Source organism: Pseudomonas sp. PARCl1 (assembly GCF_947311875.1).
Taxonomy (GTDB): Bacteria; Pseudomonadota; Gammaproteobacteria; order Pseudomonadales; family Pseudomonadaceae; genus Aquipseudomonas; species Aquipseudomonas juntendi.
The window spans coordinates 42,607-55,446 of sequence record NZ_CAMZMX010000012.1 but is presented as its reverse complement, the minus strand read 5'-3'; the positions used below and the strand labels follow the sequence as shown (position 1 = coordinate 55,446).

Annotated in this window: 12 protein-coding genes; 9 read left to right on the top strand and 3 right to left on the bottom strand. The window is 63.3% G+C overall.

Annotated elements, in window-relative coordinates:
* Window positions 1-124: 124 nt before the first annotated feature.
* From prfB to QME24_RS09270, 7 genes are all read left to right on the top strand, one after another.
* Window positions 125-1,220 (top strand): peptide chain release factor 2 gene (prfB, locus tag QME24_RS09300; RefSeq protein WP_104148317.1). Its coding sequence is split into 2 segments (ribosomal slippage): window positions 125-196 and window positions 198-1,220, totalling 1,095 coding nucleotides; the frame shifts between segments, so codons are not numbered across the junction.
* 92 nt (window positions 1,221-1,312) lie between these two features.
* The gene (gene lysS, locus QME24_RS09295; RefSeq protein WP_009686998.1) at window positions 1,313-2,815 is read left to right on the top strand and encodes a lysine--tRNA ligase; all 1,503 of its coding nucleotides are present in this window, start codon (window positions 1,313-1,315) and stop codon (window positions 2,813-2,815) included.
* A gap of 150 nt (window positions 2,816-2,965) precedes the next feature.
* Window positions 2,966-3,682, top strand: coding sequence for a TetR family transcriptional regulator (locus QME24_RS09290; protein ID WP_029888049.1), 717 nt, complete (start codon window positions 2,966-2,968; stop codon window positions 3,680-3,682).
* A 28-nt stretch (window positions 3,683-3,710) separates the two neighbouring features.
* Complete coding sequence (locus QME24_RS09285) at window positions 3,711-4,259, top strand: hypothetical protein (protein WP_192439726.1); 549 nt, start codon at window positions 3,711-3,713, stop codon at window positions 4,257-4,259.
* Between the two features lie 93 nt (window positions 4,260-4,352).
* On the top strand, window positions 4,353-5,672 hold the full coding sequence (locus QME24_RS09280) for a flavohemoglobin expression-modulating QEGLA motif protein (RefSeq protein WP_154211460.1): 1,320 nt from the start codon (window positions 4,353-4,355) through the stop codon (window positions 5,670-5,672).
* Entirely contained in the window at window positions 5,644-6,567 is a 924-nt protein-coding gene (locus tag QME24_RS09275) for an alpha/beta hydrolase (protein WP_235768546.1), read from the top strand. Before QME24_RS09280 ends, QME24_RS09275 begins: the two co-directional genes overlap by 29 nt.
* Complete coding sequence (locus tag QME24_RS09270; RefSeq protein ID WP_029885105.1) at window positions 6,564-6,890, top strand: hypothetical protein; 327 nt, start codon at window positions 6,564-6,566, stop codon at window positions 6,888-6,890. Before QME24_RS09275 ends, QME24_RS09270 begins: the two co-directional genes overlap by 4 nt.
* Before the next feature lie 64 nt (window positions 6,891-6,954).
* On the opposite strand, the gene QME24_RS09265 is transcribed toward QME24_RS09270, so the two are convergent.
* The 3 genes from QME24_RS09265 to QME24_RS09255 form a co-directional block, all read right to left on the bottom strand.
* Window positions 6,955-7,746: an OmpA family protein gene (locus QME24_RS09265; protein ID WP_009686992.1), complete on the bottom strand. Its 792-nt coding sequence runs from the start codon at window positions 7,744-7,746 to the stop codon at window positions 6,955-6,957.
* Between the two features lie 50 nt (window positions 7,747-7,796).
* The gene (locus QME24_RS09260) at window positions 7,797-8,210 is read right to left on the bottom strand and encodes a DUF4398 domain-containing protein (RefSeq protein ID WP_009686991.1); all 414 of its coding nucleotides are present in this window, start codon (window positions 8,208-8,210) and stop codon (window positions 7,797-7,799) included.
* A gap of 304 nt (window positions 8,211-8,514) precedes the next feature.
* Window positions 8,515-8,862 carry a hypothetical protein gene (locus tag QME24_RS09255; RefSeq protein WP_029885104.1) on the bottom strand — a complete coding sequence of 116 codons (348 nt, stop codon included), beginning with the start codon at window positions 8,860-8,862 and terminating at the stop codon, window positions 8,515-8,517.
* A 264-nt stretch (window positions 8,863-9,126) separates the two neighbouring features.
* Here QME24_RS09255 and ppc point away from each other — a divergent pair, with 264 nt between their 5' ends.
* Both ppc and adk read left to right on the top strand, forming a co-directional pair.
* Entirely contained in the window at window positions 9,127-11,754 is a 2,628-nt protein-coding gene (gene ppc, locus QME24_RS09250; RefSeq protein WP_192439728.1) for a phosphoenolpyruvate carboxylase, read from the top strand.
* 257 nt (window positions 11,755-12,011) lie between these two features.
* On the top strand, window positions 12,012-12,662 hold the full coding sequence (gene adk, locus QME24_RS09245) for an adenylate kinase (protein ID WP_029885102.1): 651 nt from the start codon (window positions 12,012-12,014) through the stop codon (window positions 12,660-12,662).
* Window positions 12,663-12,840: the final 178 nt, after the last annotated feature.

The following is a 12,840-nucleotide window of genomic DNA, read 5'->3' as shown; positions in this document are numbered from 1 at the left end:
CCGATAACAGCACCGGCCCTCGTGGTAGCTCATGTACAGGCTACCGCCCGGCGGGTCTGCCGCCCTGCGGCGGACTCGGTTATACTCGCAGGCTTTTCACCGAATTCGTGCGAGTAGCCAGCCCATGGAAATCCAACCGATCCTGAACACCATCAAGGACCTCACCGAGCGTTCCCAGTCAATTCGGGGGTATCTTTGACTACGATCAAAAGCATGACCGCCTGATCGAAGTCAACCGCGAGCTGGAAGACCCCAACGTCTGGAACAAGCCCGAGTACGCGCAGGCCCTGGGCCGCGAGCGTGCCATGCTGGCACAGGTGGTCGAGACCCTGGACAAGCTGTCCAACGGCCTGGGCGACTGCCAGGACTTGCTCGACATGGCTGTCGAGGAAAATGACGAAGGCGCCGTCGGCGACGTCGTGACCGAGCTGGAGGGCCTGGAAGAAAACCTGGCTCAGCTTGAGTTCCGTCGCATGTTCAGCGGCGAAATGGACATGAACAACGCCTACCTGGATATCCAGGCCGGCTCTGGCGGTACCGAGGCGCAGGACTGGGCCAACATCCTGCTGCGCATGTACCTGCGCTGGGCCGACAAGCGTGGTTTCGACGCCACCATCATCGAACTGTCCGAAGGTGAAGTAGCCGGTATCAAGGGCGCCACCGTGCACATCAAGGGCGAGTACGCCTTTGGCTGGCTGCGCACCGAAATCGGCGTGCACCGCCTGGTGCGCAAGAGCCCGTTCGACTCCGGCGCCCGTCGCCACACCTCGTTCTCGGCGGTGTTCGTTTCGCCAGAAATCGACGACAAGGTCGAAATCGAGATCAATCCGTCCGACCTGCGCATCGACACCTACCGTTCCTCCGGTGCCGGTGGCCAGCACGTCAACACCACCGACTCGGCCGTACGTATCACCCACGTACCGACCAACACCGTGGTGGCGTGCCAGAACGAACGTTCGCAGCACGCCAACAAGGACACCGCCATGAAAATGCTGCGGGCCAAGTTGTACGAGCTGGAAATGCAAAAGCGCAACGCCGCCTCGCAGGCGTTGGAAGACAGCAAGTCGGACATCGGCTGGGGCCACCAGATCCGCTCCTACGTGCTGGATGACTCGCGTATCAAGGACCTGCGTACCGGCGTGGAACGCAGCGACTGCCAGAAGGTGCTGGACGGCGACCTCGACCAGTACCTGGAAGCAAGCCTGAAGCAGGGCCTGTAAGCCGTACTCCACCGCCGCGCCATCGGCTAACCGCCGCTGGCGCGTGCCCTGCCCGAAAAGGGCAACGAATACCTGATGGAAAAAATGACCAGATGAGCGACCTCAAGACCGAATCGCAAGACCTGCAACAGGAAGAGAATGCCCTGATCGCCCTGCGCAAGGAAAAACTTGCCGCCGAGCGTGCCAAGGGCAATGCCTTCCCCAATGACTTCCGTCGCGACAGCTACTGCAACGACCTGCAGAAGCAGTACGCGGACAAGACCAAGGAAGAGCTGGAAGCAGCCGCGATTCCGGTCAAGGTGGCGGGCCGCATCATGCTCAACCGTGGCTCGTTCATGGTGATCCAGGACATGACCGGCCGCATTCAGGTCTACGTCAACCGCAAGACCCTGCCGGAAGAAACCCTGGCCGCAGTCAAAACCTGGGACCTGGGCGACATCATCAGCGCCGAAGGCACCCTGGCCCGCTCTGGCAAAGGCGACCTGTACGTCGAAATGACCAACGTGCGCCTGCTGACCAAGTCGCTGCGCCCGCTGCCCGACAAGCACCACGGCCTGACCGATACCGAGCAGCGCTACCGCCAGCGCTACGTCGACCTGATGGTCAACGAAGAAACCCGCCACACCTTCCGTGTGCGCTCGCAGGTGATCTCGCACATTCGCAAGTTCCTCATCGAGCGTGACTTCCTCGAAGTCGAAACGCCCATGCTGCAAACCATCCCGGGTGGTGCTGCGGCCAAGCCTTTCGAAACCCACCACAATGCCCTGGACATGGCCATGTTCCTGCGCATTGCACCGGAGCTGTACCTCAAGCGGCTTGTCGTGGGCGGGTTCGAGAAGGTGTTCGAGATCAATCGCAACTTCCGTAACGAAGGTGTTTCGACCCGGCACAACCCGGAATTCACCATGCTCGAGTTCTACCAGGCCTACGCCGACTACCGCGACAACATGGACCTCACCGAGGAACTGTTCCGCGAGCTGGCGCAGCTGGTTCTGGGCAGCACCGACGTGCCGTACGGCGACAAGGTGTTCCACTTCGGCGAGCCGTTCGCCCGCCTGTCGGTGTTCGACTCGATCCTCAAGTACAACCCGGAGCTGACCGCCGCCGACCTGCAGGACGTCGACCGCGCCCGTGACATCGCCAAGAAGGCCGGTGCCAAGGTGCTGGGCCACGAAGGCCTGGGCAAGCTGCAGGTGATGATTTTCGAAGAGCTGGTCGAGCACAAGCTGGAGCAGCCCCACTTCATCACCGAGTACCCGTTCGAGGTGTCGCCGCTGGCCCGTCGCAACGACGACAACCCGGCCGTGACCGACCGTTTCGAGCTGTTCATCGGTGGCCGCGAAATCGCCAACGCCTATTCCGAGCTCAACGATGCCGAAGACCAGGCCGAGCGCTTCCTGGCCCAGGTGGCCGAGAAAGACGCCGGTGACGACGAAGCCATGCACTACGACGCCGACTTCGTTCGCGCGCTGGAGTACGGCATGCCGCCGACCGCGGGCGAAGGCATTGGTATCGACCGCCTGGTGATGCTGCTGACCAACTCGCCGTCGATCCGCGATGTGATCCTGTTCCCGCACATGCGCCCGCAGGCCTGAGTGAGCTGAACGAGCCGCCTTTTCAGGCGGCTTTTCTTTGCGAGCGGCAAGCCATAAGCGGCAAGCTACAAGAAACGGCAGTCCGCGTGCATTCCGCTTTTTCTGGTGGCTTGCCGCTTGTAGCTTGCCGCTTCTTCCGTGAGGTCCCCTATGACACCCGCCACCCCTCACCAGGGCGCCGCCGGCATCGCCACCGCCGTCGCCGAAAGCGTGCAATACCAAGGCCGCAAAGCTGCCCGCCAAGGCAGCGAACAGCGTCGCCAGCAGATTCTCGATGCCGCCATGCGCATCGTCGTGCGCGATGGCGTTCGCGGCGTGCGTCACCGGGCGGTGGCTGCCGAGGCCGGTGTGCCTTTGTCGGCCACCACCTACTATTTCAAGGACATCGAGGACCTGCTCACCGATACCTTCGCCCAGTACGTCGAACGCAGCGCCGCCTACATGGCCAAACTGTGGGCCAACACCGAAGTTGTGCTGCGCCAGCTGCTGGCCCAAGGGGATGGCAGCCCGCAGGCGCGGGCACGGCTGGCTGACGAAGTGGCACGCATGACCGCCGACTACGTGCAGCGCCAACTGCTGAACCGCCGCGACTTCCTGATGGCCGAACAGGCGTTCCGCCAAGAGGCGCTGCTGTGCCCGCGCCTGGCGGAACTGGTCTGTGCGCACGAGCAGATCCTGCTGCACGGCACCCGTCAATTGCTGCAGGTGGTCGGCTCGCGGCAACCGGAACAGGACGCCCAAATGTTGACGGCGATTATCGAGCAGATGGAATATCAGGGCCTGCTCAAGGATGCCAATGCGCAAGCCGATGGGCAGATGCTCGCTATGCTTACCCGATACCTGCAACTGGTGCTGGCATCGGCCTGAGCGAGACCGACTTTTCAAGGAGAACCTGATGAAAGCCTGGCGTGTGGTGTTGTTGACTTTGTCATTCCTGCTGCTGGGCGGTTGTCTGGTGACCTTCCATGAGCCATTGTCCAGCAATCAGGCCGCGCCCAAGGCCTTGCTCGGCAAGTGGAGCAGCAAGGACGCCTGGGGTGAGCCGTTGAAGCTCACCATCACCCGCAGCAGTGGCAATGCCTACAAGGCGGTCGCCACGGCCAAAGGCAAGGCACCGGAAGCCTACATGTTCACGGTGTCGCGCCACGGTAACCGCTGGTACCTGTCGGCCGGTGTGCCCAAGCGCCTGGGCGGCAATTTCCTGATTGGCGGCTTCGATATCGTCGATGGCAAGGAACTGGTGCTGTACAACCTGGATGTCGAGCAGGTGCAGCAGGCAGTGGACAAACAGGAACTGACCGGGCGCAGTACCGAGGTGCCGGAAGGCAACGGCGATGGTGTGTTGATCGATAGCCCGTCGGCGCGGGTGCTGGCGTACCTGGACGACCCGGCCAACTCGGACCTGTTCGTTGAAGTGGCCCGGTTCCAGCGGTCCGGCAAATGACCGTGCTGGCTTCATCGCCGGCAAGCCAGCTCCCACAGGTACAGCACAGGGCTCCAAGGCAGTGATAAACCTGTGGGAGCTGGCTTGCCGGCGATGAGACCGGTACAGGTTTTCTGTACTAGAAAGGAGTCCCCGGTGGACGAATACCAGCAGACCATCCGCGCCCTGTCCGACCGCATCGTCGCGGCGCAAACACCGATTCGGGTGCTGGATGCGGTGAAGTGGGACGACAGCATTCGGCAGGGCTTCCTGCAAGGCAAGGGCAAGGAGCCGCCAGCGGTCGACCGCGCCTATTACCAGTCGCGGCCCCTGTCGTTCGACTCCAGCGCCGTCAAGGCCGAGTTTCAGGGGATCGAGCGCGACATCATTCGCCAGCTAGGCCAGTTCAACCCCGTTGGGCAGATCATGAAGCGCATGTGTCGCGAGTACCGCATGGTAGTGCGCATGCTCGAAGCCCGTGGCACCGAGGAGTTCGGCCTGATCTCCCAGGAGTTGTATGGCGCCGCTTCCGACGCCTTTCATGCCGGTGACCCGACCTTGGCCGACCTCGGCCTGATGCTGTCGGACTACCTGAACAACATCGATGGCCGCGGCGACCTGAAGGACGAACCGAAGAACCTGACCGCCAAAGAGGCTGTCGATACCCTACAGCGGCGCCTGAACACGGTGTTCGGTGAAGCCGAAGGCACCATCCGTGTGTTCGAGTCCGACGGCATTGTCGCTGACGCCGCCGCCGGTGCCGACTACATCAAAGTGCGCGCCGATGCCATGTTCAATGCCCGTGACGTGCGGGCGCTGGAAGTGCACGAAGGGCTGGTGCACGTCGGCACCACGCTCAATGGCCTGAACCAGCCGATCTGCACCTTCCTGGCCAAGGGCCCGCCCTCGTCGACGGTGACCCAGGAAGGCCTGGCCATCCTCATGGAGGTGATTGCCTTTGCCTCCTACCCCAGCCGCCTGCGCAAGCTCACCAACCGCACCCGTGCCATCCACATGGTCGAGGAGGGCGCCGACTTCATGCAGGTGTACGGCTTCTTCCGCGAGCAGGGCTTCGAGATGGGGCAAAGCTACAGCAACGCCAGCCGGGTATTCCGCGGCTCGGTGCCCAACGGCCTGCCATTTACCAAGGACTTGTCCTACCTCAAGGGCTTCATCATGGTTTACAACTACATTCAGTTGGCTGTGAAGAAGGGCAAGCTCGAGCAGATACCGCTGCTGTTCTGTGGCAAGACCACCCTGGAAGACATGCGCACTTTGCGTCAACTGGTCGAGGAGGGGCTGGTCGAGCCGCCCAAGTACTTGCCCGAACAGTTCCGTGACCTCAACGCGCTGTCGGCCTGGATGTGCTTCTCCAACTTCCTCAACCACCTGAGCCTGGATCGCATTGAAGCCGACTACGCGAATATTCTCTAAGTCCTGCCGCCCGCTGCTGCTGGGGCTGGTGCTGCTGGCCCTGGGCGGCTGCAGCAGCCTGCTGTTCTACCCCGAGCGCGGGCAGGCGTTCACCCCTGAACGGGCCAAGCTGGCGTACCGTGATGTCACCCTGACCACTGCCGATGGCGTTCGTCTGAACGGCTGGTGGCTGCCGGCCAAGCCGGGTGTGGAGGTCAAGGGTACGGTGCTGCACCTGCACGGCAACGGCGGCAACCTGCCCGGGCACCTGGGTGGTAGCTACTGGCTGCCGGAGCAGGGTTATCAGGTGCTGATGGTCGACTACCGCGGCTATGGCCTGTCTGAGGGCAAACCGAGCCTGCCAGAGGTATACCAGGACATCGCCGCGGCCATGGCCTGGCTGGACCAGGCGCCCGAGGCCAAGGGCAAGCCGCTGGTCTTGCTGGGGCAGAGCCTGGGCGGCGCCATGGCGATTCATTACCTGGCAGGCCACCCGGAGCAGCGCCAGCGCTTCGCTGCCCTGGTTTTCGACGGGGTGCCGGCCAGCTACCGGGCGGTGGGGCGCTATGCCCTCAGTACCTCGTGGATGACCTGGCCATTGCAGGTGCCACTGTCGTGGCTGGTGCCCGACGGCGACAGCGCGATCCGCTCGATCGAGCAACTGCGCAGCCCACCCAAGCTGTTCTTCCAGAGCATCGATGACGACCTGGTGCCGCTGGAAAACGGTATCCGCCTGTATCAGCACGCGCCACCGCCGCGGGTGCTGCAACTGACCCGAGGTGGCCATGTGCAGACCTTCGCCGACCCTACTTGGCGCCAGGTGATGTTGCGCTTCCTCGACGACCCTAGTCATTTCAACGGCCTGCGGCGGCTCGCCGAAGTGCCAGATTACCCTGACGAGAAGAACAGCCAATGAGTGAAGAACGCAACGCCATCCCGCTGATCCTGACGGGTGTGGGCAGCATCATCGTAACGGTGGGCGCCTTGTGGTACTACGGCTACCTGCATTTCGCCAAACCCGAGGATGCCCTGTTGCTGCAGGATTACACCATGCTCAAGACCGTCCCCGGCGAGGATTACAAGGTTTCGCTGGACCCGGCACCGCAAGTGGCGCAGTGCGTGGACGGGGTATTGGTGCTGTTCGATACCCAGCAGAAAGGCCTGACGGGCGTGCTGGTGGACAACCGCAAGCGTGCAGTGCGCTGCATGGGTGAGGAAACGCCGCAGCGGGTACAGTGAGCGGCAGCGAAGCAAAAAAAAGCCCCGCGTCGATCGCGGGGCTTTCTCTGTCAGCCAGCCAGTATTACTGCTTGGCCTGGCTCATGGAGCGTGGCTGCACCGGCTGGTTGTCGTTGGAGATGGTCACCTCCACACGACGGTTCTGTGCACGCCCGGAATTGCTGGAGTTGTCCGCAACCGGGTACTCCTTGCCGTAGCCTTGGGCCACGATGCGCGCTGGGTCTACGCCGGCGCGCACCAGGGCCATGCGTACGCTGTTGGCGCGGCGCTCGGACAGGCTCTGGTTGTAGCTGGCCGAGCCGACGCTGTCGGTGTAGCCCTCTACGATCACCTTGCGCTCAGGGTTTTCCTGAAGGAACTGGGCCAGTTTGGTGATGTTCGGGTAGGCGTTGCTTTTCAGCTCGGCCTTGTTGAAGTCGAACAGCACGTCACCGAAGGTCACCAGCGTACCGCGGTCGGTCTGCTTGGCGTTCAGGCTGTTCTGCAGCTTGGCGATCTGGGCATCGCGGGCATCCAGCTTGGCCTGGGCACGTTGGGCGGCTGCGTTCTTCAGCTCACCCTCGGCAGTCCGCAGGGCAATGGTCTGCTTGGCCACTTCGACGCGCTGGTTGGTCAGGTAGGCCAGCTGGTCGACTTTCTTCTCGTCTTCACGGTCCATGTAGGCCTTGTCGGCCTTGTTCAGCCAATCCTGGGCATCCTTGGTTTCCAGCGCGGCGACTTTGCTCGCCTGTGGATCGCTCTGCAGGGCCGAGAAGTTGGTGCGGGCGGCTTCCAGGTTGGCGTTAGGGTCGTGCGAGCACGCAGCAAGACCGACGCTCAGGGCCAGCAGGGCGGGAATCATGACGTAATTGCGCATAGTGTTCATCCTTTGATCGTGTGCGAAGGCTAAGGTTGGCGGGGCAGGGCTCACTGAGCGCTGCGCAGGCCTTCCTCACGTACGTCCTGAACGCCCTGGCGGGCATCCTGCACGGCCTTCTGAGCCTTGGCCGCCTGGGCCTTGCGTTCAGCCAGGCGTGCGTCCCATTCGGCCTGTTCGGCCAGGCGCTTGGCTTCGTCGTACTTCTTGTCGTGCATGGCGATTTCAGCCTGCTTGAACTTGTCTTGCGCGGCTTTCATTTCCACGGCCGCGAACTCGGTGCCGCCAGCGCTGACAGCGGAATTCACGGCGGACTGGGTAACCGCATATTGCTCGGTAGGCGGGTTGCCCGCACAGCCGGCCAGGACCAGGCTACTGCCCAGGGCCAGCGCGGCCAGCTTGAACCCGCGCACATGAGTGGATGACGGTTTGCTAGTGCGGGTTTTCATGGTGGTCAGCTCCATTGGATCACTCCTGATAACGATGTCCGTAGCAGTCCATCGCTCATTCCCTGACAAGTCCGCGCGCTTGGAATCAACGGTGCACAACGGCAGGTGTGCAGGGTTTTAGCGTGATGGCTATTAGCTGTGACTGAGTGTTTTTTTGGATAGTTCCGAAAAATTTCTGACTCGGTGGAGGGTTTTTGCCGAGTGCCCGAGACAATTGCAGCGGGTGGGGGGGCGCGGTGACGTGTTCGTCACGGCGCATGTAGTGCCTGAAATCAGGCGCCGCGCGCGCGGCGCTCGATCACACAAGGCTGCGCAAGGCCTACGCCCCTGCGTCCTCGCTGTCGCCGGTGGTAAGGCTGTGCAGATGCTGCTTCGACAGCGACAAAAACCGCGGTGTCGGCCCCACATCTTCATACATCGGGTCACCTTCTTCATCGGTGGCGATGACCTGGCGACCGGGCACATAGGGAAAACTGGCTTCCACTTCTTCAAGCGCGGCCGCGACCAGTTCGCCGAGCAGTTCCTCGGCGGTACGTTTGGGGTACATGTCGATCAGCGCGGCCAGGCGCGCTTCGGACTCCAGGTCCAGATGCAGGACATGGCCGGTACGGCTCAAGGTGCCGGCGGCATTCTGTTCCCAGTGCTGGGCGAGTTCACGGATTTTCATGATGACCTCTGGTTACGCCTCGAAGGCTGCATGGCATGGGAGTGCTCAACCTCCACTTTAGTTTGCTTTGGCCGATCCCTGCTTGCCATCGCTGCTTGGCTGGGGGCACTCTTGGGTGAATGTCACCGCCCCAATGTGGGAGCGGGCATGCCCGCGAACACCGGCGCAGCCGGTGCCAGCCACCGCGTTGGATTTTTCGCGGGCATGCCCGCCCCCACAGGAAGGGCGTGGAGCCTGGAAGGGATGCAACGGAGAGAGGGGCCAATGACCGATATCGATGTGCGCTTGCGTGAAGATGTGCATGTGTTGGGTGAACTGCTGGGCGAGACCATCCGCCAACAGCATGGCGATGCATTCCTGCAGAAGATCGAAGCCATTCGCCACAGCGCCAAGGCCGACCGTCGCGGCCCCGGGGAGCAACTGAGTTCGACCCTGGCAGACCTTGCCGAGGAAGACCTGCTACCCGTGGCCAGGGCCTTCAACCAGTTTCTCAACCTGGCCAACATGGCCGAGCAGTACCAGTTGATCCGCCGACGCGATGCCGACCAGCCCGAGCCGTTCGAAGCGCGGGTGCTGCCCGAGTTGCTGGCGCGGCTGAAGCAGGCCGGGCACAGCAATGATGCCCTGGCCCGGCAGCTGGCGAAGCTGGATATCCAGCTGGTGCTCACCGCGCACCCCACCGAAGTGGCGCGGCGCACGCTGATTCAAAAGTACGATGCCATCGCCGGCCAACTGGCTGCCCAGGACCACCGCGACCTGACCCCGGCAGAGCGCGAGCACGTGCGCGAACGCCTGCGCCGGTTGATCGCCGAGGCCTGGCACACCGAGGAAATCCGACGCACCCGGCCGACCCCGGTCGACGAGGCCAAGTGGGGCTTCGCCGTGATCGAGCATTCGTTATGGCACGCTATCCCCAGCCACCTGCGCAAGGTCGACAAGGCCTTGTTGGACGCTACCGGGCTGCGCCTGCCGCTGGAGGCCGCCCCTATCCGCTTTGCCTCGTGGATGGGCGGGGACCGCGACGGCAACCCCAACGTGACCGCCGTGGTGACCCGCGAGGTGCTGCTGCTGGCCCGCTGGATGGCTGCCGACCTGTTCCTGCGCGACATCGATGCGTTGGCCGCCGAGTTGTCCATGCAGCAGGCTAACGCCGCCCTGCGCCAGCAGGCCGGCGACAGCGCTGAACCCTACCGGGCGGTGCTCAAGCAGTTGCGCGAGCGCTTGCGTGCAACGCGTGCCTGGGCGCACTCGGCGTTGAACAGCAGCCAGCCGCCCAGCGCCGAGGTGCTGGTCGACAATCGTGACCTGATTGCCCCACTGGAACTGTGCTACCAGTCCCTGCATGAGTGCGGCATGGGCGTTATCGCCGAGGGGCCGCTGCTGGACTGCTTGCGCCGCGCGGTCACATTCGGCCTGTTCCTTGGCCGGCTCGACGTGCGCCAGGACGCGGCCCGGCACCGTGACGCCCTGACCGAAATCACCGATTACCTGGGCCTGGGCCGCTATGCCGACTGGGATGAAGAGCAGCGCATCGAATTCCTCCAAGCCGAGCTGAAAAACCGCCGGCCGCTGCTGCCGGCACACTTCAAGCCGCAGGCGGATACGGCCGAGGTGCTGGCCACCTGCCGCGTAGTGGCGGGTGCACCTGCTGCCTCGTTGGGCTCTTACGTCATCTCCATGGCCGGGGCTGCCTCGGATGTGTTGGCGGTACAACTGCTGCTCAAGGAAGCTGGCCTGACCCGGCCGATGCGCGTGGTGCCATTGTTCGAAACCCTCGCCGACCTGGACAACGCCGGGCCGGTGATGCAGCGCCTGCTGGGCCTGCCAGGTTACCGTGCAGGGCTGCGCGGCCCGCAGGAGGTCATGATCGGCTACTCCGACTCCGCCAAGGACGCCGGGACCACGGCAGCGGCCTGGGCGCAGTACCGTGCCCAGGAAAACCTGGTGCGTATCTGTGCCGAGCATCAGGTCGAACTGCTGCTGTTCCATGGCCGCGGCGGCACTGTGGGCCGTGGCGGTGGGCCTGCCCATGCGGCGATTCTGTCGCAGCCACCGGGCTCGGTGGCCGGGCGTTTCCGTACCACCGAGCAGGGCGAGATGATCCGCTTCAAGTTCGGTTTACCGGGCATTGCCGAGCAAAATCTCAACCTGTACCTGGCTGCCGTACTCGAAGCCACGCTGTTGCCACCGCCGCCGCCGCAGCCGGCCTGGCGCGAAGTCATGGACCAGCTGGCCGCCGATGGCGTCAAGGCGTACCGCAGTGTGGTGCGGGACAACCCGGACTTCGTCGAGTATTTCCGCCAGTCGACGCCGGAACAGGAACTGGGGCGCCTGCCACTGGGCAGCCGCCCGGCGAAACGCCGCGCCGGTGGCATCGAAAGCCTGCGGGCCATCCCATGGATCTTCGGCTGGACCCAGACGCGGCTGATGCTGCCGGCCTGGTTGGGCTGGGAAACCGCGCTGAGCAATGCCTTGGCGCGTGGCCAAGGCGAACTGCTGGCGCAGATGCGCGAACACTGGCCGTTCTTCCGCACCCGCATCGACATGCTGGAAATGGTACTGGCCAAGGCGGATGCGCAAATTGCCGAGGCCTACGACGAACGTCTGGTGCAACCGCAGTTGCTGCCTTTGGGGGCGCACCTGCGCGACCTATTGTCGCAGTCGTGCCAGATAGTGCTTGGCCTTACCGGGCAGCCGGTGCTACTCGCGCACAGCCCCGAGACACTGGAATTCATCAGCTTGCGTAACACCTACCTGGACCCGCTGCACCGCCTGCAGGCCGAATTGCTGGCGCGCTCGCGCAGCCGCGAAGCCGCTCTGGACAGCCCATTGGAGCAGGCCTTGCTGGTAACGGTGGCGGGCATTGCCGCCGGCTTGCGCAACACCGGTTGAGCGCAGTGCCGGGTGCGGCAGTCGGCATGCCATGACGGCTGTACGGCAGCAGCGAAAGGGTGGTTGCGCCGGGCGCAACCACCTGCCTGCTTGGTCGCAAGTGGCGCATTCCTGCAACTTTGGGACGCTTGTCTGGCTGCCGGGCGCTGTGTATCTTGAGCAGCCCTCTGACCTAATTATGGTCATACCCGATTTTCCGGACTTGGCCCTGGTCGCCGAATCCATTGAAGTTCATAAAAAAATTTGAGGAGCACAAGATGCGCGTTATTCTGCTGGGAGCTCCCGGGGCCGGTAAAGGTACTCAGGCAAAGTTCATCACCGAAAAGTTCGGTATCCCCCAAATTTCCACCGGTGACATGCTGCGTGCTGCCGTCAAGGCCGGCACCCCGCTGGGCCTGGAACTGAAGAAAGTCATGGATGCCGGCCAGCTGGTGTCCGACGAGCTGATCATCAGCCTGGTCAAGGAGCGCATCGCCCAGCCGGATTGCGCCAACGGCTGCCTGTTCGACGGCTTCCCACGGACCATTCCACAGGCCGAAGCCATGGTTGCGGCCGGTGTCGATATCGACGCCGTGGTTGAAATTGCCGTCGACGATGAAGAAATCGTGGGTCGCATGGCAGGTCGCCGTGTGCACCTGGCCTCGGGCCGTACCTACCACATTCAGTACAACCCGCCGAAAGTGGAAGGCAAGGACGACGTCACTGGCGAAGACCTGATCCAGCGCGACGACGACAAGGAAGAAACCGTTCGCCATCGCCTGTCGGTCTACCACAGCCAGACCAAGCCGCTGGTGGACTTCTACCAGAAGCTGTCGGCGGCCAATGCTGGCAAGCCGAAGTACAGCCACATCGAAGGCGTAGGCTCGGTTGAAGCCATCACTGCCAAGGTCCTGGCAGCTCTGAGCTGATCCAGCACCTGGCGCACGGTCCGCTTTTTGTGGGGGCGGCCTTGCGTCGCGAAAGGGCTGCACAGCAGCCCCATCAATTTTTTGCCACGTCGCTGACACCCTGGGGCCGCTTTGCGGCCCTTTCGCGACGCAAAGCCGCTCCCACAGGGGCCATACAGCGGCCCCTTGGGGACACAGC